General features: G+C 57.8%; 26 protein-coding genes. 23 read left to right on the top strand and 3 right to left on the bottom strand.

The annotated features are described in order from the left end of the window. Nucleotides 1-6 precede the first annotated feature (6 nt). A complete protein-coding gene (locus ACQK2Q_RS01035; RefSeq protein ID WP_425407901.1) occupies nucleotides 7-354 on the top strand; it encodes a Rieske (2Fe-2S) protein in 348 nt (115 codons plus the stop codon). Here ACQK2Q_RS01035 and ACQK2Q_RS01040 read toward each other — a convergent pair. Continuing rightward, nucleotides 332-766 carry a MaoC family dehydratase gene (locus tag ACQK2Q_RS01040; protein ID WP_425407902.1) on the bottom strand — a complete coding sequence of 145 codons (435 nt, stop codon included), beginning with the start codon at nucleotides 764-766 and terminating at the stop codon, nucleotides 332-334. The genes ACQK2Q_RS01035 and ACQK2Q_RS01040 overlap by 23 nt on opposite strands. Before the next feature lie 72 nt (nucleotides 767-838). Here ACQK2Q_RS01040 and ACQK2Q_RS01045 point away from each other — a divergent pair, with 72 nt between their 5' ends. Both ACQK2Q_RS01045 and ACQK2Q_RS01050 read left to right on the top strand, forming a co-directional pair. Further along, nucleotides 839-1,165 carry a hypothetical protein gene (locus tag ACQK2Q_RS01045; protein WP_425407903.1) on the top strand — a complete coding sequence of 109 codons (327 nt, stop codon included), beginning with the start codon at nucleotides 839-841 and terminating at the stop codon, nucleotides 1,163-1,165. 1 nt (nucleotide 1,166) lies between these two features. Continuing rightward, nucleotides 1,167-1,931, top strand: coding sequence for a ThuA domain-containing protein (locus tag ACQK2Q_RS01050; RefSeq protein ID WP_425407904.1), 765 nt, complete (start codon nucleotides 1,167-1,169; stop codon nucleotides 1,929-1,931). Here the strand turns inward: ACQK2Q_RS01050 and ACQK2Q_RS01055 are convergent. Then, nucleotides 1,920-3,899 (bottom strand): PQQ-binding-like beta-propeller repeat protein, encoded by a 1,980-nt coding sequence (locus ACQK2Q_RS01055; RefSeq protein ID WP_425407905.1) that lies wholly within the window; start codon nucleotides 3,897-3,899, stop codon nucleotides 1,920-1,922. The two genes, ACQK2Q_RS01050 and ACQK2Q_RS01055, sit on opposite strands and share 12 nt — an antisense overlap. Before the next feature lie 200 nt (nucleotides 3,900-4,099). Between ACQK2Q_RS01055 and ACQK2Q_RS01060 the strand changes: the two genes are divergently transcribed. The 20 genes from ACQK2Q_RS01060 to ACQK2Q_RS01155 all read left to right on the top strand — a co-directional run bounded on the left by ACQK2Q_RS01060 (nucleotide 4,100) and on the right by ACQK2Q_RS01155 (nucleotide 18,610). Continuing rightward, nucleotides 4,100-5,320, top strand: a complete 1,221-nt coding sequence (locus ACQK2Q_RS01060; RefSeq protein WP_425407906.1) for an NAD(P)/FAD-dependent oxidoreductase — start codon at nucleotides 4,100-4,102, stop codon at nucleotides 5,318-5,320. Between the two features lie 106 nt (nucleotides 5,321-5,426). Further along, complete coding sequence (locus tag ACQK2Q_RS01065) at nucleotides 5,427-5,978, top strand: hypothetical protein (protein ID WP_425407907.1); 552 nt, start codon at nucleotides 5,427-5,429, stop codon at nucleotides 5,976-5,978. Between the two features lie 201 nt (nucleotides 5,979-6,179). Continuing rightward, entirely contained in the window at nucleotides 6,180-7,736 is a 1,557-nt protein-coding gene (locus ACQK2Q_RS01070) for a CRTAC1 family protein (protein WP_425407908.1), read from the top strand. Between the two features lie 156 nt (nucleotides 7,737-7,892). Beyond that, nucleotides 7,893-8,288: an NADH-quinone oxidoreductase subunit A gene (ndhC, locus tag ACQK2Q_RS01075; protein ID WP_425407909.1), complete on the top strand. Its 396-nt coding sequence runs from the start codon at nucleotides 7,893-7,895 to the stop codon at nucleotides 8,286-8,288. Continuing rightward, complete coding sequence (locus ACQK2Q_RS01080; protein WP_425407910.1) at nucleotides 8,279-8,848, top strand: NuoB/complex I 20 kDa subunit family protein; 570 nt, start codon at nucleotides 8,279-8,281, stop codon at nucleotides 8,846-8,848. The genes ndhC and ACQK2Q_RS01080 overlap by 10 nt, the downstream gene beginning before the upstream one ends. Beyond that, complete coding sequence (locus ACQK2Q_RS01085; RefSeq protein ID WP_425407911.1) at nucleotides 8,845-9,120, top strand: hypothetical protein; 276 nt, start codon at nucleotides 8,845-8,847, stop codon at nucleotides 9,118-9,120. The genes ACQK2Q_RS01080 and ACQK2Q_RS01085 overlap by 4 nt, the downstream gene beginning before the upstream one ends. Continuing rightward, nucleotides 9,117-9,728 (top strand): NADH-quinone oxidoreductase subunit C, encoded by a 612-nt coding sequence (locus ACQK2Q_RS01090; protein ID WP_425407912.1) that lies wholly within the window; start codon nucleotides 9,117-9,119, stop codon nucleotides 9,726-9,728. Before ACQK2Q_RS01085 ends, ACQK2Q_RS01090 begins: the two co-directional genes overlap by 4 nt. A 2-nt stretch (nucleotides 9,729-9,730) precedes the next feature. Beyond that, nucleotides 9,731-10,156, top strand: coding sequence for a GFA family protein (locus ACQK2Q_RS01095; RefSeq protein WP_425407913.1), 426 nt, complete (start codon nucleotides 9,731-9,733; stop codon nucleotides 10,154-10,156). Next, nucleotides 10,156-11,379 carry an NADH-quinone oxidoreductase subunit D gene (locus ACQK2Q_RS01100; RefSeq protein ID WP_425407914.1) on the top strand — a complete coding sequence of 408 codons (1,224 nt, stop codon included), beginning with the start codon at nucleotides 10,156-10,158 and terminating at the stop codon, nucleotides 11,377-11,379. The genes ACQK2Q_RS01095 and ACQK2Q_RS01100 overlap by 1 nt, the downstream gene beginning before the upstream one ends. 160 nt (nucleotides 11,380-11,539) lie before the next feature. Beyond that, the gene (locus tag ACQK2Q_RS01105; protein ID WP_425407915.1) at nucleotides 11,540-11,992 is read left to right on the top strand and encodes a hypothetical protein; all 453 of its coding nucleotides are present in this window, start codon (nucleotides 11,540-11,542) and stop codon (nucleotides 11,990-11,992) included. A gap of 24 nt (nucleotides 11,993-12,016) precedes the next feature. Continuing rightward, nucleotides 12,017-12,283 (top strand): hypothetical protein, encoded by a 267-nt coding sequence (locus ACQK2Q_RS01110; protein WP_425407916.1) that lies wholly within the window; start codon nucleotides 12,017-12,019, stop codon nucleotides 12,281-12,283. 571 nt (nucleotides 12,284-12,854) lie between these two features. Then, entirely contained in the window at nucleotides 12,855-13,532 is a 678-nt protein-coding gene (nuoE, locus tag ACQK2Q_RS01115; RefSeq protein ID WP_425407917.1) for an NADH-quinone oxidoreductase subunit NuoE, read from the top strand. 24 nt (nucleotides 13,533-13,556) lie between these two features. Next, a complete protein-coding gene (locus ACQK2Q_RS01120) occupies nucleotides 13,557-14,576 on the top strand; it encodes an OmpA family protein (RefSeq protein ID WP_425407918.1) in 1,020 nt (339 codons plus the stop codon). 15 nt (nucleotides 14,577-14,591) lie between these two features. Then, entirely contained in the window at nucleotides 14,592-14,828 is a 237-nt protein-coding gene (locus tag ACQK2Q_RS01125; RefSeq protein WP_425407919.1) for a hypothetical protein, read from the top strand. After that, entirely contained in the window at nucleotides 14,821-15,261 is a 441-nt protein-coding gene (locus ACQK2Q_RS01130) for a PaaI family thioesterase (protein WP_425407920.1), read from the top strand. Before ACQK2Q_RS01125 ends, ACQK2Q_RS01130 begins: the two co-directional genes overlap by 8 nt. After that, complete coding sequence (locus ACQK2Q_RS01135; protein WP_425407921.1) at nucleotides 15,258-15,497, top strand: hypothetical protein; 240 nt, start codon at nucleotides 15,258-15,260, stop codon at nucleotides 15,495-15,497. Before ACQK2Q_RS01130 ends, ACQK2Q_RS01135 begins: the two co-directional genes overlap by 4 nt. A gap of 21 nt (nucleotides 15,498-15,518) precedes the next feature. Further along, on the top strand, nucleotides 15,519-16,826 hold the full coding sequence (nuoF, locus tag ACQK2Q_RS01140) for an NADH-quinone oxidoreductase subunit NuoF (protein WP_425407922.1): 1,308 nt from the start codon (nucleotides 15,519-15,521) through the stop codon (nucleotides 16,824-16,826). Between the two features lie 5 nt (nucleotides 16,827-16,831). Beyond that, nucleotides 16,832-17,338 (top strand): hypothetical protein, encoded by a 507-nt coding sequence (locus ACQK2Q_RS01145; RefSeq protein ID WP_425407923.1) that lies wholly within the window; start codon nucleotides 16,832-16,834, stop codon nucleotides 17,336-17,338. Continuing rightward, a complete protein-coding gene (locus tag ACQK2Q_RS01150; protein ID WP_425407924.1) occupies nucleotides 17,335-17,853 on the top strand; it encodes an N-acetyltransferase family protein in 519 nt (172 codons plus the stop codon). Before ACQK2Q_RS01145 ends, ACQK2Q_RS01150 begins: the two co-directional genes overlap by 4 nt. A gap of 331 nt (nucleotides 17,854-18,184) precedes the next feature. Next, complete coding sequence (locus ACQK2Q_RS01155; protein WP_425407925.1) at nucleotides 18,185-18,610, top strand: HU family DNA-binding protein; 426 nt, start codon at nucleotides 18,185-18,187, stop codon at nucleotides 18,608-18,610. A gap of 24 nt (nucleotides 18,611-18,634) precedes the next feature. Here ACQK2Q_RS01155 and ACQK2Q_RS01160 read toward each other — a convergent pair whose 3' ends face one another. Then, on the bottom strand, nucleotides 18,635-19,789 hold the full coding sequence (locus tag ACQK2Q_RS01160) for an acyltransferase family protein (protein WP_425407926.1): 1,155 nt from the start codon (nucleotides 19,787-19,789) through the stop codon (nucleotides 18,635-18,637). Between the last annotated feature and the right edge of the window lie 99 nt (nucleotides 19,790-19,888).

Below are 19,888 nucleotides of genomic sequence, written 5' to 3' on the forward strand. Positions count from 1 at the left end.
GCGTGCATGACGGAGGGTTTTGTCAAAGCCGCCAGCGTCAGCGATATCGCGGAAAACGAAAACAAGGCGTTCAAACTTGGCGATGTCGACGTGTTGATCTGCAACACCAAAGAAGGTTTTTTCGCCGTCCAGAACGAATGCACGCACCAGTTGACCGAACTTGAGGGCGGACGGGTCCGCGGCTGTTTCATTTTCTGCCCGTTGCACGGTCAGCGGTTTAACCTGAAAGACGGAACGCCTATCGGCCAGCTGACGGATAAACCGATCAAGACCTATCCGGTGAAAATCGACGGCGACGATATTCTGGTCTGTCCGGAACCGGCTGGCGCCCCTACCGGCGCCGGACCAGGTTAATGCTGCGGCAGGAGAAAACGCACTCATCATGTTGATTGACGAGGCCGTAAAGAAAAACCGCGACGCCGCGAGACGGATCGCTACCGGATTCGCGTTTTTCAAGAACTTCGGACGTCGCGCGAAGCGTATCGCCGGGACGCACCGCTTTCGGCCAGCGCGCGTTTTCCCACGCCACGCCGCATATAAAGTCGACATTTCCGTTTATCTCGTGATCGAGCCGGCGCCAGAGCGCGGCCGTATATATGCCGCTGGCGATCACTTCGCCGAAAGAAGAGTTTTTCGCGGCTTCCGGATCGGCGTGAAACCATTGCGGATCATATTGACGCGCAAAAGCAACCATCTCGTCAAAATCGACCGTGAGTTCAGTCGAGGTCGCCTTTTCGCCGATAACGAGATCTTCAAATTTACGCATGGCCGCATTTGTTCTGTTTAAAGATGAAATATGTTGCGTCTCGAGCATATCAGCAACAGGGAGAAGAAGACAATGAAGAACATGATCGCTATCACTTCAATATTGACCGCCTTGACCGGCGCCGCGTCCGCCAATGACACTATGGATGAAATGATCGGCGCAAGCGTCACCTATACATACGCTGACGGAACAAAAGTGGTCGCGCAGTATAACGCGGACGGAACCTATACGACCGACAGCCTCGGCGGCGGTCAGTGGACCATCGACGGCGATGAGCTTTGCATCACGACGCAAAGCGGGGACACCGGCTGTACGATGCTGGAAAGCGGCCGCGCCGCAGGCGACAGCTGGGAAGCGACGGACGCTTTTGGCAATCCCGTCACGATTGCAATCAATTAAAATGACTGACAAGGCAATTCGCGCGCACTTCATTGCCGGCGGGCAATATCACGATATTGACTACGCCAGACGTACGATCCTCGATTTGCTGAGCGAACACGAGGATCTTCGCGTGAGCGTTGCGCCTGATTATTCATCGCTACATTGCCTTGCGGATTCGGCGTTTCTCGTCACTTACACCTGCAATGTATTGCCGAAGACATCGGAAGTCGCCGCGCTGAAACGGTTTCTTGAGGGCGGCGGGCGGTGGCTGGCGCTGCACGGCACTAACTCAATTCTTGCGCAGAATGAAAAGGGCCGCTGGTACGCGCCCGAAGACGACACGGGGTTCGTTGAATTGCTCGGCAGCCAGTTTGCCGCGCACCCGCCGATCGCGCCTTACGAAGTGAAACGCAGTGATCAGGACGATCCGTTATTGAAAGGCGTTTCAAATTTTGTCGTCGAGGGCGGCGATGAGCTTTACTACATGCGCTTGTTCGGGGAGATCGATGTATTGTTGGAGGCGCAAGCGCAAGGCCCCGCGAAAGGCTTTGTCGAGCGCGACTGGCCGGAAGGGGAAGCGCATCCGGTTTTATACAGAAAGCGCGTCGGAAAAGGCGAAATTCTCTATTTCACGCTCGGTCACCGGCGCGGTCATTATGATATGGCGCCGCTCATCGACTACTACCCGCATCAAGAATTGGGCGCGTGGGAAATCGATCCCTATATCGAAATATTAAAACGCGGCCTGTCCTGGGCGAAAGGCGCGCCTTCGCTACAGGTCTGAACCGGCTTGTTGTGTTGCAAACACAAGCAGGAGATTGCCGGGCATATGATAGTAAAGCCCGTATCCTGAATTCAACACCACATGCCCGTCAGCGACGGCGGCGCCCGGTCCGCTCATGGAGCCGCCGCTTGCGGTCTCGCCTGTGATTGTTTCCACGGGTTTCGTTGTATCATAAGACCACAGGATATCGCCGGTTTCACCGTCATAGGCGCGGAAACGCCCGTCAAGATGGCCGGCAAAAACCGCGCCGGGTATCGCGGTGGCGGCGGCGGATATGCCGGGGTCGCAATATTCACGGCCATTGCAGATGTTATCCGCATGGGCGCGCCAGAGAATGTCGCCGCTCGCCGCATCAATGGCGTGAATACCCGATCCGTTGATGGTTTCATCATACTCGCGGGCGTCGCGGGTGTCCGCCATATCGACAATCGGTACGTATACGGTGGTTCCCTCTGTCGCCATGCCGAAATGTACGCCGCCCTGTGTGCCGCCATGGCCGAGGCGCCGCTCCCACAGAATTTCGCCTGTGTCGATATCGAGACCGTATGTCATGGCGGATTTCTGCCCGATCACGACAATAACGCGTCCATCTTCCAGTGTGACGATCAGCGGCGAGGCGGATAGATCGACATCGGGTCCGTTTTCTTCGGGGCAATTTTCATTGCCCATCATGCAGCCGACATTCCACGCATCGCCCTCGGTGAATTGTGTCTGCCAGATTTTCTTTCCAGACCTGGCGTCAATGGCGAAGACGGCGTCGGAGTTTTCATCCGCGGGGGAGGAATAATTTTCGCCCGAACCCACATAAACGCGGTCGCGCTCCGGATCGTATGTTGGCGATGTCCAGACGGGCGCGCCTGACGGGCCAAGAATCGCCGTGCCGATGGAAGTTTCGTCATGCTGCGCCGGCGGCTCGGGAATGGTGTGGGTTTTCCACTTGATTTCGCCCGTCGCAGGATCGAGGGCGCTGACCGAACCGCGAAACGTGCAGCAGGCGTAATTCGGGTCCGCAGCCGATGTGACTTCCAGCGACGAGACGGGCACAAACAACGCGCCGCCGCCAAGTGTCGGCGAACCTGTAATCGTGGCGTTCGGATGTTCGTCGACCAGCGTGCGCCAGATTTGTTCGCCGGTCATGGCGTCGATGGCGTAGGCGCGGCCGAGAATATCGCCGAAATAAAGGCGCTTTGTTTCCGCATCGGCGACAATAGCCGTTCTGACCTCTGCGTTGGTCTGGAACGTCCATTTCACGCATCCCGTATCGAGATCGAATGCGTAAACCGTTCCGCTTTGACTGCCCACAAAAATAGTATTCCAGCCAATCGCCGGCTGGGAGCGCGCACGCACCGCCGACGGGTAAGCAAACGCCCATTTGAGTTTTAAATCGGAGATATCGTCACGGGTCATACCCGCCGTCTCTGCGGGAATAAATCGCCGCGTATCGTGCCCCCAGCTTTGTTTTGCCGGCGGCGCGCCCTCAAACGCCAGCGCTTCGCTTTCGCATTTCGCCGGCGGGGCGGGGGGCGTGTATGAATCAAGCGCCGTGCGCGTGAGATATTCCGTAATCTGCTCTTTTTCAGTCGTGCTGAGGTGGGAGGCTTGCTGGCTCATAATGCCGTCATCCAGTGACGAAAGAATCGCGTCAGGCGTCATCATTTCGAGCCATACGACCGCCGGCGCCTTTGGAACACGCCCGTCATGACAACTTGCGCAATTGTCTGCAAAGAGCGCGTTGCCGGGATGGGTCGCCGCATCAATGGCGGACCCTGTGCGCGCGACAAATTCATCGGTCGATTTCACGCGCGTTTTAGAGCCGGGCGCTTGTGATGGAGATATAGTCTCGTTCGGCGCGGACATGCCGCCGGGCTGATTGTCGCTTGGGGGTGTTTGCGGATCGGGCTGCTGATTGCCGCACGCGCAAAGTAAAATTGCGATGGTTGCGGCTATGCCGAATTCTATCAGCTTCATAAACGTTCCACCCTTTTATCAACGTTTTGTTCTTTAGCCGGGATTTTTGACCAAGCCCGAAAAAAAATCAATCATGATTGTTTTTATTCTGCGAAAATTATAGAAAACAGAGCGATAGGAGCGCATGAGCGCCGGCGCAAAGGCGATTTGACAAACCGGCGCCGTTGCGCTTTTGCCAAGCTGGAAAAAGGAGATTTGCGTTGAGTGAAAGGGCCGTCATCATCGGCGCCGGCCAGGCGGGAATGCAGGGAGCGGTTTCGTTAAGGCAAGCCGGATTCGAGGGCGATATCGTCCTGCTCGGCGAGGAGACGGCGCCGCCATATCAGCGCCCGCCTCTGTCGAAAGCCTATTTGAAGGGCGAGCTCGATGAAGCGCGGCTGTACTTTCGGCCGCCGGAATTTTTCGCCAAACAGAATATTGAATTGCGTCTGGGCGAGATGGCGACCCGCATCGACAGAGATGCAAAAGCGGTTCATACGCAAAATGATTCGCATCTGTTATATGATAAGCTGCTGATCGCGACGGGCGCCCCGCCGCGCCGGTTGCAAGCTGACGGGTCTGATTTAAAAAACATTCACTATTTGAGAACGCTCGCGCATTCCGACGCATTGCGGCCGGTGTTATCCGTAAAAGGACGGGTGGTGATTATCGGCGCCGGTTATATCGGACTGGAAGTGGCGGCGGTGGCCAGACAGGCCGGCCGCGAGGTTACAGTGCTGGAAATGGCCGACCGGGTGCTGGCGCGCGTCGCGAGCGAGCCCGTATCGGAATTTTATGAAAAGTTACATCGCGACGCCGGCGTCGATTTGCGCCTCGGCGCTGCTGTTGAAAGCTTTGTAGGTGATAAATCCCTTGAGGGCGTCAAGCTGGCTGACGGCGAGATTATCGAATGCGCAGTGGCGCTTGTTGGCATCGGCGCCGCGCCGCAGGCGTCGCTCGCCTCCGAGGCCGGACTGGACGTTGAAAACGGCGTTGTCGTGGATGAACATGCGTGCACGGACGATCCGTCGATCTGGGCGGCTGGCGATTGTACAAACTTTCCGTCGCCGCGTTATAACAGGCGCATGCGGCTGGAATCGGTGCCGAACGCGATCGAACAGGGCAAAGTTGCGGGCGCGAATATGGCTGGCCGCTCACTCGTCTATGATGCGCTGCCCTGGTTCTGGTCCGATCAATACGATGTGAAACTGCAGACGGTGGGATTGTCGGAAGGGTATGACGAACTTGTGCTGCGGGGCGCGCCCGAAACGAAACGCTTCGCGGTCTGGTATCTGAAAGACAACAAGCCGCTGGCGGTCGATGCGATCAATGATCCGGCGTCATTCGCCATGGGCAAACGTCTGATCGATCTCGGGCTGACGGTTGAGCCGGCGGCGCTCGCCGACCCTGCAACCGATCTGAAATCGCTTATTCCCGCCTGAGATCAAGGGTAAAGCCCTCCGGGGTTTCGTGATTTTCATGTTTGTCCCGTTGCAGGCCGGTCAAAAGCGCGCGAAAATGCCTCTGAGGGAACAAGGATTTATTGTGATGTGGAAGCTAACCGTCACGGCGGGGGCCGCGGCGCTTATTGTTGCATGTAGCGCTGAGAACGCTGAATCTCAGGCGCAGGACACAACTGCGACGCCCCGCGTCAGTCTTAAACCGTCGTTGAAACGCAATACGGACCCGTCTGTGGGCCGTGACCTGTTCGTTGCGAAAGGATGCGTTATTTGTCATGCGGTCAACGGTGTTGGCGGTAAAGCTGCGACCCCGCTGGACGCGCAAATTGGTTCGGGGCAGCCGGATTCTCTGGAATTTGCCGCCCGCATGTGGCGCGGCGCGCCTGCGATGATTGAGCTGCAGAAGGCCGAACTTGGTTATACGATTGATCTGAGCGCGGATGAAATCGCCCATCTTGCCGTGTTTGCGTCAGACCGTGAAGCGCAACGCCACTTGACGCCCGATAGCGTACCGGAAGGCGTCGCCGCCGGCTTTCTCGATCAGCGATTCTGGGAAGTGGAAAGCTGGGACGGTTTGAGCCAAGACACTATGCTGAACGAGCCGGTCCCTCCGGCGGATTCACCAGACGACACGAATTAATATTCCGCTTCAGCTTTGTTAAATCTAGTCCGCCAGTGATCTGGCGGCACGCATTTGCGCAATATCAAAACGCCCCGTTTGCAAACGCCTCATCGCGGTTTCAAACCGGCTTGCCGATCTGAAGAGTTTCATATCGTTTGATTGTGGTAGCCGTAACGGGGGACGGATCCGGCTTATCCGCAGGCAATGACGGGGGGCGATGTGAAACATCCGCGTTTTATACTTCAGATTGGCTGCGCAGCGGCGTTCGCGGCCATAAGCGCAGGATGCGCAACTCCGGGCGACGATGAAGAACCGCTGCAAAAGTTCACGGAGATTGACGCAGGCCCGCTCACGACAGACCGCGCAAGCACCGGCGGCGTTTCTTTCGCCGACCTCGATGCGGACGGTGACGCCGATATCATTGTCACCAACGGTTACAATGTGTCAGCGCCGGAGCCGGCCCCGCAGGACAACAAATTTTATGAAAACCGCAGCGGGGTATTCGTCGCCATGAACCCGCCAGGTCTCGCCGACATCAAGGGTTACGGATCCGGCAGTGTCTGGGCCGACTTCGACAATGACGGCGACCTTGACGGTTTTTTATCCAATCAGCGCGATCAGCGGAACTATTACGTGGCGCAGACGCGCCGGCCGGACGGGTCCGCAAACTTTGTTTCTATGGAATCGCCGCCGCTGACGTCAGACGGCGGATGGTCTTATTCCGTCGCCGCCGCCGACGCCGACAATGACGGCTATCTCGATATCTATGTTTCGAATGGCGGGCTCGGCCATTCCGGCGTCAATTATCTATATCGTAATGACGGCGGGGCGCGTTTTGTCAAAATTGAAAACCAGCCGCCCGCGAGCGAGGACCAGCCGAGCGGCGGCGCAGCCTGGGCTGACTACGATAATGACGGCGATCAGGATCTGGTCGTCGCCAACCGCGCCTCGAACGATCCGGCGCTGGGCCGTCTTGCGCTTTATCGAAACGATGGCGGTTTCCGGTTCACGCGCGTCGACAGGCAAGCGCTGGAAGCGGATTCCGACACGCCCATGTCCGTCGCCTGGGGCGATATCGACAATGACGGCGATCTCGATCTTTACGCGGCCAACCTCTACGGGCTCGCCAACAGGCTATATGAAAATCGCGGCGACGGAACCTTCGCCGTGAAGGACGGCGGCGACGCTACGCGCGAGCCGGGTTACAGCTACGCCGCGACTTTCGGCGATCTCGACAATGACGGCGACCTTGACCTGATAGTCGCAAACTGGGGCGCGGTCAGCCAGATTTTCCTGAATGACGGCGAAGGCGCTTTCGAGCGCGCCGCATCCGGTCAATTTCGCTCATCGATCCATCATGGCGCGAGCGTCGCGCTCGCCGATACGGACCTCGACGGCGATCTCGATATTCTCGTCGGCAACTGGCCGAACACGCCGGGCGCCGGTCTTGAAGAAAACGTCCTGATTGAAAACAATTTCGCGCGCGGCGCGTGGCTGCGGGTGGACCTTGCCGGAACGCAGTCGAACCGCTCGGGCGTCGGCGCGCGGCTTGAATTGCGCTACGCGCAGAACGGCGCGCAAAAAATGCAGACCCGCGAAGTCGCCACACAATCAGGCTGGCGCAGCCAGAGCGAGCTTGTGCAGCATTTCGGGCTGGGGCCGGGCGCCGAAGAGATGGAGCTTACCGTCCGGTGGCCCTCCGGCGCGGTGCAGACTGTTCCCGTTGCCGCCGCCAACGCGACGATCCGGGTAACGGAAGCGGCCGGCGCGCCATAGAGCGCGAAAAGCCGCTTAACAGCCCCCAATCCCTGCGGTTTTCGGCCTCACCGGGGCCGAAACGCGTTGCGTTTGACGGCGCAGCTTTCTAGGTTCCGGCCAGCATGACAGCGGGGCCTGCGCGCGTCCCGCACGTTTCAACAAGGAGCAACGCCCATGGCGACGCCTGATTTCCTGCTCGACTGGCTGCCGATCCTGGTTTTCTTCGGGATTGCGACGGCGCTCGCAATCGGTTTTCTCGTCGCGCCGGCGATTATCGCCCCGAACGAGCCGGACCCCGAAAAAGTCTCCACTTATGAATGCGGGTTCAACGCTTTTGACGACGCGCGCATGAAATTCGACGTTCAGTTCTACATTGTCGCGATCCTGTTCATTATCGTCGATCTCGACGTGGCGTTCCTGTTCCCCTGGGCGGTGACGCTGTTCAACCCGGAACTGGGCGCTGACCGGGACTTTCAGATTTTCGCCTTCTGGTCGATGTTCGTGTTTCTTGCGGTTTTCGTCGTGGGCTTCCTTTATGAGTGGAAGAAAGGAGCGCTGGAATGGCGCTAGACCAGTCTAAACTTCCCTATGGCACAGGCGCGCGCGTCGGGGCGCCCGGTTATAACCCGGACGCGAAAGACCCGTTTTTTGGCGAACTGTCCGACCAGCTTGCGGACCGCGGGTTTTTTACCGCGCCCGCGGATGCGCTGATCAACTGGGCGCGCACCGGCTCGCTCATGTGGATGACGTTCGGGCTCGCCTGCTGCGCTGTTGAGATGATGCAGGCGTCCATGCCGCGATACGATCTCGAACGCTTCGGCTTCGCCCCGCGCGCATCCCCGCGCCAGTCCGACGTAATGATCGTGGCGGGAACGCTCACCAACAAAATGGCGCCGGCGCTCAGGAAGGTTTACGACCAGATGCCGAACCCGCGCTATGTCATCTCCATGGGCTCGTGCGCCAATGGCGGCGGTTATTATCATTATTCTTATGCGGTGGTGCGCGGCTGCGACCGCGTCGTGCCGGTGGACATCTACGTGCCGGGCTGCCCACCGACCGCCGAAGCGCTGGTTTACGGGGTTTTGCAATTGCAGAAGAAGATTCGGCGTGAAGGGAGCATTGTTCGGTGAATAGAATGCTCGTTTGGGCGTGCGCTGTAATGGTAATTCTGAGCGCAGTGTTGACGATTTTGTCTCCACTTGGCGGCGTATTGAATGCAACGCCTTCAAAAGGCCAGGGCGATCCACAATTGCTGGCAAGTGCAATTTCAGAAGGCCTAATAGGCATTATACTGGCTTCGCCTTTTATTATCGCTCAACTGGTGTTGGGTGGATGGGCTATCCGTCAACTTCAAAAAACTAAATCCGCAACGAAGAACTCTTCAAATGGCTCAAGCGCATGACTGAAGAACTCAAAGAACTGGGCGAGCACATCGCCGCATCGATTGACGCGGACATTCGCGGCTGGCGCGTTGAATATGGCGAGTTGACGGTGGACGCGCGCGCCGACCGCATCGCGCAGGTGCTGACCTTTCTGCGCGACGACCCGCTGGCGAAATTCCTGGTGCTGATCGACCTGACGGCCGTTGATTACCCCGGCCGCTCAAAACGCTTCGATGTCGTCTATCATCTGCTTTCCATGCACAACAATATGCGCATCCGCATCAAGGCGCAGGTTGCGGAAGATGAATCGATCCCGACCATCACCGGCGTTTACCCATGCGCCGACTGGTTTGAGCGCGAGGCCTTCGACATGTATGGCGTCGTTTTCTCCGGCCATCCGGATTTGCGCCGTATACTGACGGATTACGGGTTCGAAGGCTTCCCATTGCGCAAGGACTTCCCGCTGACCGGCCATGTGGAGGTGCGTTACGATGACGAGCAAAAGCGCGTCGTCTATGAGCCGGTGAAGCTCGTTCAGGAATACCGCAATTTCGATTACCTCAGCCCTTGGGAAGGCGCGCAATATGTGCTGCCCGGCGACGAAAAGGCTGAAGAGAAAGGCGCGTAGAGATGACGGAACAAACCGGACGTTGCCTCTGCGGCTCTGTGAAATTCAGAGCGGCGCCGAAAAAGGCGGAAGTGGGCGTCTGTCACTGTTCCATGTGCCGCAAGAGTTCGGCGGGTCCGTTCTTCGCCATCGATTGCGGCGACACGCTGTCGTTTGAAGATGAAACGACGCTCGGCGTTTACGTATCGTCCGAATGGGCCGAGCGCGGTTTTTGCAATCAATGCGGCTCGACGATTTTCTGGCGGCTGAAAGACGGCTCGGCGAACATCCTCGCCATCGACCTGTTCGACGATCCTGGCGAACTCAAGCTCGACCATGAAGTCTTTATCGATGAAAAGCCGGATTATTATTCCTTCGCGCAAAAAACCCATCAACTGACCGGTAAGCAGGTATTCGAGATGTTCGCCGGGCAACAGGACAACGCATAATGGCTGACGGACAACACCTGACCCCGGAAGATTCAACGTCGGACGCTTCCTCCGAGCGCAACTTCACCATCAATTTCGGGCCGCAGCACCCGGCGGCGCACGGCGTGTTGCGCCTCGTCCTGGAGCTTGACGGCGAAATTGTCGAACGCGTCGATCCGCATATCGGGCTTCTCCATCGCGGCACGGAAAAGCTGATCGAGCACAAGACGTATTTACAGGCGATCCCGTATTTTGACCGGCTGGATTACGTGGCGCCAATGAACCAGGAGCACGCGTTTTGTCTCGCGGCGGAAAAGCTCTTGGGGCTTGAGGTTCCAAAACGCGCGCAGCACATTCGCGTCCTGTTTTCAGAGATCGGGCGCATTCTTTCGCATATCTTGAACGTCACGACGCAGGCGATGGACGTGGGCGCGCTGACGCCGCCGCTCTGGGGTTTTGAAGAGCGCGAAAAGCTGATGGTGTTTTACGAGCGCGCTTCCGGCAGCCGCATGCACGCGGCCTATTTCCGCGTCGGGGGCGTGCATCAGGACTTGCCGCCTGCGCTGATCGACGACATCGACGCCTGGTGCGACCAGTTTCCGGAAAAGATGAAGGACATTGAAACCCTCATCACCGACAACCGCATCTTCAAGCAGCGCAATGTGGATATCGGCGTCGTCACGCGCGAGGAAGCCTTCGCCTGGGGGTTTTCTGGCGTCATGGTGCGCGGCTCCGGCATTCAATGGGATCTGCGCCGGGCGCAGCCATATGAATCCTACGACGAATATGATTTCAAGATTCCCGTGGGCAAAAACGGCGACTGTTACGACCGGTATCTGTGCCGGATGGAGGAGATGTACCAGTCCGTCCACATCATGAAGCAGGCGATTGCGAAATTGCGCGAAACGCCTGGGCCGGTGATGACGACCGACGGCAAGGTAACGCCGCCGCGCCGCGAAAAGATGAAGGGCTCCATGGAGGCGCTGATTCATCATTTTAAACTGTATACGGAAGGCTTTCATGTCCCCGCCGGCGAGGTCTATACGGCGGTCGAGGCGCCGAAGGGCGAGTTCGGCGTCTATCTCGTTTCCGACGGCTCCAACAAACCGTATAAATGCAAGATCCGCGCGCCCGGCTACCCGCACCTCCAGGCCATGGACTGGATGAACCGCGGCCACCTGCTGGCGGACGTCTCCGCGATCCTCGGCTCGCTCGATATTGTGTTTGGTGAAATTGATCGGTAGGCGGCGATATCTTTCTCGATCCTCATCCTGAGGTGCTTTTGCGGAGCAAAAGCCTCGAAGGATGTGCAAGGATTTGGCGCGCCTGCTAAAAACCTGCATTCGCTCTATACAATAAAGACCCCGTCTTTTATCGTTTCTCGGGGATTATTGGAGGGGATTTATGAAACTGTTCGCGGTTATGCTCGCCGCCATCGCCGCGTTCGCCGCCACAACGCAGACGGTTATCGCTGAGGAACCGGAACTTGAAAAGTGGGATGCGGAGCGCCGCGAAACTATGGCCTCGAAAAAATATGAGCGGCAATGCCGGAAATACGCCGAGCGATTTGGAGTTGAGCAGACAGCAGCCGCCCAAATCGGTGAAGAGCCCAAGATCCTCTGCCGTTTTCCTCCCCAATATCCCGGAAAGTGCATGAGAGGCGCGCCGGACGAGAGTTACGTTGATCTTGTTTTTGATGTTTCACCGGACGGCTATACGTTTAATATTCGGCATTCAGGTTCAAACAATGAATGCCTCATCGTTCCAGCGGCAAGTGCGGTCATGCTTTGGCAATATGAATCCAGCGCCGATGGCGCAACCAATCTGCAAGAAACTCTCACCTTCAGATTGAATTAAGCTTAGGCAGGTAGACCAGCCCCCATGAAAGTCCCCTCCGTCACCTGCGGCACGCATGGGAAACAGCCCCAGACATTCGTCTGCGTGCATATCATCGACTCGCTGAAAAAAGGCGAGCCTGTGGGCTTCTGGTGGTCGCGCGGGCCGGATGGCGTGTGGGACGCGGTTTGCGATCAGTGCAACAGTCTCGCGCAGGCAGCGTTCGACAGGCTGGGGCCGGATAATATCGGCGTCATCTGTCTGGGCTGTTTCGAAGACGCCGCGGCGCTCAACGAGGTGGAGCTCGAATAGCGTTTTTCCTCTCCCGTATATGGGTGGCGAGGAATCCCGTGAAGCAGACGGAAAGTGAGGCTACCACCCTCCCTACGCCCTTCGGGGCGCTTCCACCGCAAGCAGGGGAGAAAGTAGCCACCACCATAGCGCGAATCAGCCGCCGAAAAATTCATCAAAAATGTTGAATTCTTCCATATTCGCCAGTGTTGGTGGATAGATATCCACCCCCTCCGGCGCCGGCCTTATGATGCTTCTCACGTTGAAAGGCGGCCTGACACGAACGGCGCCGGCGGGCGTTTCAGGCGCCGGGCGCGATCCCCAAACAGGGCCGTCTTCAATGTCATGCCGCGGGCGGGGCGCTTGTCCCGCGCTGCGGCGGGCTCTTTGACATTGTGGACATGCTGCGCGCGCCGGTCGGCCCCGACACTGGCGAATTCGTCTGGCGCGCGGAGAAAAAAGCGGCCGCCCCCGCAACGGCCCGTTGCGACGCCGCTCGCGCGGCGTCTGCGGCGCGCGGCGCCCTTTCGTTTTGCGGCCAATCGGTTATGTCTTGCGGCCATCACATGCCGATCTGGCGAGGAGAACGACCATGGCGAGCCGACGCCCCGCGAAAGACCAGCCCGCATCCTTTGAGTGGACGCAAGAGAATGAGGACTGGTGCGCCGCGCAGATGAAAAAATATCCGGAAGGCCGCCAGGCGTCCTGCGTCATCCCGTTTTTGTGGCGCGGCCAGAAGCAGGCGGGATGGATCTCCATCCCCATGATGGAGGCGATCGCGCGCCAGCTCGATATGCCTTATATCCGCGTTTACGAGGTCGCGACGTTCTATACGATGTTCAACCTCGCGCCGGTCGGAGAGTTTCACGTGCAGCTTTGCGGCACGACGCCCTGTATGCTGCGCGGCGCGCATGATTTGCGCGAGACCTGCAAGAAAGTCATCGGACCGGAGCATCACGTCTCAGAGGACGGCAAGTTTTCCTGGCTGGAAGTGGAATGCCTCGGCGCCTGCTGCAACGCGCCCATGGTGCAGATTTCAACGAAAACAGGCGATCATTATTACGAGGATCTGACGCCGGAAATTTTCGAAGACCTGCTCGGCAAGCTGCGCCGCGGCGAAGAGGTGAAAATCGGCACCCAGCATCCAAACCGTCACACCTCCGATCCGGAGGGCGAGAATACGACGCTGACGGACGCATCGCTTTATGACGGCTCGGCGGCGCAACCGCTGAAGGAAATTCCGAACGCCAATCCGGCGCCGGCGGAATAAATTTTACAAGAAGGGGAGCGAGAAATGAAAACAATGTTTGCCAGCCTCATTGCGGCTGTAACGCTTGGGCTGTCGCCCGCAATGGCGCAGGAAGACGCGCCAGCCGAAACGTCAGCCGAAGCGCCCGCCGACGCGGAGGGCTGCGAAGATCACGGCGCGCTGACGCGCTATCCGGGCTCTGTCATCGAATGGTGCAAGACGGACAATTATCTGCCGTACAAAATTCCCGTCGGCCCGGTCACGGGCTATCGCGCCATCGGCGATTGGGTCGAGACCGAAGGCCGCGTAACGCGCAATTTTTATTCGTTGAAGGGCGAGCGCACGCACCCGGAAGTCTGGAAGAATTACAAGGACGCGCTGGTCGAAGCCGGGTTCGAGATTATCGCCGAAGGCATGTTTCCCGAAAGCAATGTGAGAGGCGAAATTGGCGGCGGCAACTGGCTCGGCGTCTATTACAGGAACAATGCGTTCGGCAAGCCGGGCGCCGTCAACAAGCTGGTCTCCGGCACGTCGTCGAGCGGCGGCACGGGCGCTGTCTTCGGCAAGAAAGAACGCGCGGAAGATACGATCTATGTGCTGGTCTCGCTGGAGCAGCACTCAAAAGACGAAGTCGCAGCGCTCGTCACGGTGGTTGAAACGAAAGAAGCCGAGAGCGGCCTTGTGGTCGCTAACGCCGAAGCCATGGGCAAGGATATTGAAGAGCTTGGCCGCACGGTCATCGACGGGCTGTTTTTCGATCATGACAAGGCGACGCTGAAAGCGGAATCGAAACCGGCGCTGGACGAAGTTGCGAAACTTCTGGAAACGATGGCGGACAAAAGCTTTTATGTTGTCGGCCACACTGACGCCACGGGAACTTTCGCCTACAACCAGAAACTGTCCGCCGACCGCGCCGCGGCTGTGCGCGACGCCCTGATGCAGGACTACGCCGTCGCTTCGGAAAGGCTGCAGGCCGAAGGCGTCGGCCCCCTGTCGCCCGTATTCACCAATGCCGCCGAAGGCGGGCGCGAGAAAAACCGCCGCGTGGAGCTGGTGGAAAAATAACCGGCGGAGCCGTCGATGGACCCGAATAGGCAAAAAAGACAAGAGGCGATCCGCGCCCTGATCAACATCGCGCTGATGGAAGGCGCGGTGTTGATTATCGTTGTGCTGATCTATCTGCAGACAGAAAACATCACCTATCTTGTGGGCGGCGTCGTCGCCTCGTCGATAATTTTCGCGCCGTTGTTTTACCGCTGGTTCCGCGCCCACGGCCCGGCGTTGAAACCGGCGGCGGAGAAGACGCGCGATGAATGAGAAATCCTTCGGCGGCGGGACGGGAACCGCGCTTGACAATATTCCGCAACCGCCATGCGCCGCTTTTTTGGGCTATGAACTTTTGTCCGTGGACCGCAAAGCGCAGACCATGCGCGTCGGGTTTCAGGGGACGAAAGCCATGCTCAATCCGCGCGGCGGCGTTCAGGGCGGTTTTCTGACGGCAATGCTGGACGACGCCTCCGGCTCCATGGTTGTCGTGCTGACGGACGGCGCGAAAGGTCCGGCGTCGGTCGATATCCACACGCAATATTTCAAACCGGCGGGCGCCGAGCGGCTGATCTGCGAAGCGGAGATCGTTCACATGGGCCGCTCGACCGTATTCACCCGCGCGACGCTCTACAACGAAGCGGGCGAGAAAGTCGCAGCCGCGACCCAGACCGCGCGCCTGCTTGATCTGACGGGGGCGGGATGAGCGAAGAGAAGCGCGAACAAAGCCCGCATTACATTCCGGAGCTGGACCCGGATAGCCCGGAAAGCGGACCCAAGGCGAAGCAGCCGATCATGTGGTTTTTGCTGATTGCAGGGCTTAGCTTGTTGTTTGCAGGCGCGTTCACCTTTATGAGCGGACATGAAAGATTAGGTCTGATCCTTGGCGGGATTGGGCTCCTGCTACTCGCACCTTTTACGCCCGGCATCGGGTGGCCGTAATCGCAGTTAAATGGTTTTATGATGCTCGAAGATAAAGACCGGATATTCACCAATCTTTACGGCCTCCATGACTGGCGGCTGGAAGCGGCTAAAAAGCGCGGCGCCTGGAACGGCACGGCGGATTTGATGGCGCTGGGTCCGGATTGGATTATCCAGCAGGTGAAGGATTCAGGGCTTCGCGGGCGCGGCGGCGCGGGCTTCCCCACGGGCCTCAAATGGTCGTTCATGCCCAAGGAAGTGGGCGAGCGCCCGCATTACCTCATCGTCAACGCCGACGAGTCCGAGCCCGGCACCTGCAAGGACCGGGAGATGATGCGCCACGACCCGCATCTGTTTATCGAAGGGTGCCTGATCGCGTCTTTCGCCATGAAGGCGCACGCCTGTTACATTTATATTCGCGGCGAATATGTGGACGAGCGCAACAACCTTCAGGCCGCGATTGACGAAGCCTATGAAGCGGGACTGCTGGGCCCGAACGCCGCCGGGTCCGGCTGGGACTTCGATCTTTATGTTCATCACGGCGCCGGCGCTTATATCTGCGGCGAGGAGACCGCGCTTTTAGAAAGCCTTGAAGGCAAGAAGGGCCAGCCGCGTTTGAAGCCGCCGTTCCCTGCGGGCGCCGGGCTTTATGGCTGTCCGTCCACGGTAAACAATGTGGAATCGATCGCCGTTGTGCCGACGATTCTCCGGCGCGGCGCCGACTGGTTCCGCAAATTCGGCCGCGACAATAACCACGGCACCAAGGTGTTTTGCATTTCCGGTCACGTCAATCGCCCCTGCAATGTGGAAGAGGCGATGTCGATCTCGCTGAAAGATCTGATCAACACCCATTGCGGCGGCGTCATCGGCGGCTGGGATAATCTGAAAGCCGTCATTCCGGGCGGCTCGTCCGTGCCGCTCATCCCGCGCGAAATCTGCGACGATGTGCTGATGGATTTCGATGCGCTGCGCGATGTGAAATCCGGCCTTGGCACGGCGGCGGTGATCGTCATGGACCAGTCGACGGATATCGTCCGCGCTATCGCCCGCATCAGCTATTTCTACAAGCACGAAAGCTGCGGCCAGTGCACGCCCTGCCGCGAGGGCACCGGCTGGATGTGGCGCGTCCTGGAACGCATGGCGGAAGGCAATTCCACAACGCAGGAAATCGACAAGCTGCTCGACGTCGCCGGACAGGTCGAAGGCCACACCATCTGCGCGCTCGGCGACGCCGCCGCATGGCCGGTGCAGGGACTGATCCGGCATTTCCGCGGCGAGATCGAGGAACGCATCAATAATTACCGCGCCGACCGCGGCCATGTTTCCGTGGCCGGCGTCGCGGCGGAGTAATCACGTTGAGATGGTTTACTTCAGTAAGCCTGTTTTTGACAGTGCTTCTGATCGCGACCGCTCAGCAACCTGCTTGGGCATGCCGATGTTGGGTTGGCAATTCAGAAACGACCGATGAGGAACGACTAGACAGGGCGCGTATTGCTCTAAATCGAGCGCACTTTGCTGTAATTGGACAAATTTTCCCCATTCATTCACTCACCCAATATAGTGACGACGACTTGATATATTCTCCTCGTCGAGGTGCAGCAAAGATTATTGTGGAGAAGGTAATAGTTGGGAATCCGCCGGCAGAAATCATCATTCCTGAACGCCCGCAATCTGGTGATCGAGATGGAGAAGGCCAGTCTTGGAACCTCGGGACCTGCGGAGAGAATTGGGAAGACGGCGAACGGAATTTATGGCTTGTTTTGAAAAATGCTTCCGGCGAGTTCTTTCTTGAGAGTTCATGTGCTCACACACTTGTTCGACGGTGGCTGTACTCTGATTTCTACGTCGAAGTAGATCAATGAGCATCCATCCCGTTATCCGAGAAGCCAGCCCGAACGACGCCGAAACGCTTTCGCGAATCGGAAAGTCCACTTTCATCGAGACGTTCGGCCATCTCTATAAACGGGACGACTTGAACGCGTTTCTCGAAAAATCCCATGACCGGTCCGTCTATGAAAAGCTGATCGCCGACCCGCAGTCGCAGGCCTGGCTGGTTGAACAGGGCGGTGAGACGATTGGTTACGCCAGCGTCGGCCCGTGCGATTTGCCGGCGCCGGACATGCCCGAAAATTCCGGCGAACTGCAGCGCCTTTATCTGCTGGAAAAAGCCCAAGGCGGGGGGACCGGCGCCAAGCTCCTGCAGCTTGCGCTGGACTGGCTCGATGAGCGTTTCGATCATGTTTATCTTAGCGTTTATGCGGAAAACACAGGCGCGCAAAAGCTTTATCAGCGCTGCGGATTTGAAAAAATCGCAGACTATTTTTTTATGGTGGGCGCGCATCCAGACCCTGAATGGATCATGAAGCGGCGCACTTGATTTTGTGTGTTCTCCTAAGGGCTTGTCCAACGTTTCACCCTCATCCTGAGATGCTTTTGCGTAGCGAAAGCCTCGAAGGATATATCGAAGAATCGAAGCGGCCGCACATCGCTCGAGGCTCGATCTAGCGATCTCGCACCTCAGGATGAGGGTTTGTATTTTGGTCAAGCGGTTTAGAAATGCCGATGAAATACGGCTTTCTTGTACGTCGCCAAAAATTTTTTCTTTACAAATTTACACCGAATCAGGGGCAAAAACGCTTGTATCGCAGGCAAACAAGTGATTTTTGTCTGCACTCCGCTTTCGCCGATTATAAAACAAGGAATTTAAAATGGCCGTAAAACGCAAAACAGCGAAGAAGAAAGCGCCGGCGCGCAAGGCGCCCGCCAGAAAAACTGCAGCCAAAAAGACCGCCGCGAAAAAAGCGCCGGCGCGCAAAACCGCTGCAAAGAAAAAAACAGCCAAGAAAGCTTTGCCGGATACGCTTACGCTGAAGCATCTGGCTGCGGAACTTGCTGAAGCGCACGAAATGCCGAAGAAACAATCGGAAGAATTTCTTTCCGACTTCATCGACCGCATGGGCGGCTATCTGAAAAAAGGCAAAAAGCTGCGCATTCCGGGCCTTGGCATCATGCAGGTTCGTCATCGCGCCGCACGCTGGGGCCGCAATCCTGCGACGGGCGAAAAGATTCGCATCAAGGCGTCGAAGAAAGTCGCTTTCCGCGTCGCCAAGGATCTGAAAGAACGCGTTCTTTAAAAACTACAACATAAATGTTGCATATCACGCGCCCGGCTTAGCAAATGTTGCGGCCGGGCGTTTTGTTTCTGTCGGACCTTTAGGCGAGCCTTTTGGCTTCCGGAATTTCGAGCGCAAACTCAAAAACGGCTTTTCATAAAAATAAAAACTCAATCCCGCGACAACGACCGTTCCCGCCAGCGCCAGCGGAAACTCGAACCACAAGGGCGCAAGGCCGGTTTTTTCGATGATGACGCGGGCAATATGCACGCACCACATATGATAAAGATACATGCCGTAGCTCACAGCGCCGATGAACACGATTGGCCGCCATTCCAGCGTTGCGGTTATCGCCGAGCCCGGCTGCAGAACGATGGAAGCGATCCACGCTGTCATCAAGATATGCATCGTCAGGCGGAAAACGCCGGAGATGTCGCTTGCCGGAATGTTCATCAGGACAAGCAACAGCCCGGCGAACACGAATGGCGCGTAGCGAAAGCCTGTAATTTGCGCTGTCAGCCGGAACCAGCGCTCGCGCGCCAGAAGATGCGCCAGCCCGACGCCGAGGAGGATCGGCGTGAACGTCGCATCGAGAATTTCCCGTCTCTGGGAAACGCCCGGACCGAAAACGGAATCGATGGCCGGGTCGAGAACGCCGAAATTGATCAACTGGTTGACGATGAGCGCCGCAATCCAGAAGCCGCCGGCGAGGACAGGCGCCGCCAGCGCCTCGATCAGCGGCCAGATGAGATAAAACTGCTCTTCGGTCGCCAGCGACCAGGTAATCCCCAGATTGTTCGCTTCCGGCTGGATCCAGTTGGAAAGATAGAGCGCGTAGATCGGGAACCCCTCCACCAGGCGCGCCGTATCCGGATCGCCGGGTTTGAAAATTACATAGGCCGCAAGCATGGCGAAGAGGAGGCCGTAATAGGCAGGCATCAGACGCAAAAACCGGCGGGCCCAGAAATTCCGCAGTGAGATGCGCCCGTGTTTTGATTTTTCGCGGATCAGAAGCGTCGTGATCAGGAACCCGCTGAGCACGAAAAAAAGATCGACGCCCGCAAAGCCCCGCGTGAACATCGGCAGGAAATCCGGTCGCACTGAATGATGCCAGACGACGCCGATGATCGCGATGGCGCGCAGCCCGTCCAGACCCGCGAAATATTTTTGCTGCTGAAAGGCGTGGAAATCCTGTTTCACCTCATCCCCCGGAAGGCTGGCGGAATATTACCACGCAGCAAGATTTGCGCCAGCGGCGTGCGGGATTTTCTGCGTGATTGCGGCGCGGACCGGCCGCGG

Source organism: Hyphococcus sp. (assembly GCF_965228385.1).
Lineage (GTDB): Bacteria > Pseudomonadota > Alphaproteobacteria > Caulobacterales > Parvularculaceae > Hyphococcus.

Coding starts and splice junctions, on each gene's coding strand:
- ACQK2Q_RS01035 (WP_425407901.1), top strand. CDS start 7: ATGACGGAGGGTTTTGTCAAAGCCGCCAGCGTCAGCGATATCGCGGAA.
- ACQK2Q_RS01040 (WP_425407902.1), bottom strand. CDS start 766: ATGCGTAAATTTGAAGATCTCGTTATCGGCGAAAAGGCGACCTCGACT.
- ACQK2Q_RS01045 (WP_425407903.1), top strand. CDS start 839: ATGAAGAACATGATCGCTATCACTTCAATATTGACCGCCTTGACCGGC.
- ACQK2Q_RS01050 (WP_425407904.1), top strand. CDS start 1,167: ATGACTGACAAGGCAATTCGCGCGCACTTCATTGCCGGCGGGCAATAT.
- ACQK2Q_RS01055 (WP_425407905.1), bottom strand. CDS start 3,899: ATGAAGCTGATAGAATTCGGCATAGCCGCAACCATCGCAATTTTACTT.
- ACQK2Q_RS01065 (WP_425407907.1), top strand. CDS start 5,427: ATGTGGAAGCTAACCGTCACGGCGGGGGCCGCGGCGCTTATTGTTGCA.
- ndhC (WP_425407909.1), top strand. CDS start 7,893: ATGGCGACGCCTGATTTCCTGCTCGACTGGCTGCCGATCCTGGTTTTC.
- ACQK2Q_RS01080 (WP_425407910.1), top strand. CDS start 8,279: ATGGCGCTAGACCAGTCTAAACTTCCCTATGGCACAGGCGCGCGCGTC.
- ACQK2Q_RS01090 (WP_425407912.1), top strand. CDS start 9,117: ATGACTGAAGAACTCAAAGAACTGGGCGAGCACATCGCCGCATCGATT.
- ACQK2Q_RS01095 (WP_425407913.1), top strand. CDS start 9,731: ATGACGGAACAAACCGGACGTTGCCTCTGCGGCTCTGTGAAATTCAGA.
- ACQK2Q_RS01100 (WP_425407914.1), top strand. CDS start 10,156: ATGGCTGACGGACAACACCTGACCCCGGAAGATTCAACGTCGGACGCT.
- ACQK2Q_RS01105 (WP_425407915.1), top strand. CDS start 11,540: ATGAAACTGTTCGCGGTTATGCTCGCCGCCATCGCCGCGTTCGCCGCC.
- ACQK2Q_RS01110 (WP_425407916.1), top strand. CDS start 12,017: ATGAAAGTCCCCTCCGTCACCTGCGGCACGCATGGGAAACAGCCCCAG.
- nuoE (WP_425407917.1), top strand. CDS start 12,855: ATGGCGAGCCGACGCCCCGCGAAAGACCAGCCCGCATCCTTTGAGTGG.
- ACQK2Q_RS01120 (WP_425407918.1), top strand. CDS start 13,557: ATGAAAACAATGTTTGCCAGCCTCATTGCGGCTGTAACGCTTGGGCTG.
- ACQK2Q_RS01125 (WP_425407919.1), top strand. CDS start 14,592: ATGGACCCGAATAGGCAAAAAAGACAAGAGGCGATCCGCGCCCTGATC.
- ACQK2Q_RS01130 (WP_425407920.1), top strand. CDS start 14,821: ATGAATGAGAAATCCTTCGGCGGCGGGACGGGAACCGCGCTTGACAAT.
- ACQK2Q_RS01135 (WP_425407921.1), top strand. CDS start 15,258: ATGAGCGAAGAGAAGCGCGAACAAAGCCCGCATTACATTCCGGAGCTG.
- nuoF (WP_425407922.1), top strand. CDS start 15,519: ATGCTCGAAGATAAAGACCGGATATTCACCAATCTTTACGGCCTCCAT.
- ACQK2Q_RS01150 (WP_425407924.1), top strand. CDS start 17,335: ATGAGCATCCATCCCGTTATCCGAGAAGCCAGCCCGAACGACGCCGAA.
- ACQK2Q_RS01155 (WP_425407925.1), top strand. CDS start 18,185: ATGGCCGTAAAACGCAAAACAGCGAAGAAGAAAGCGCCGGCGCGCAAG.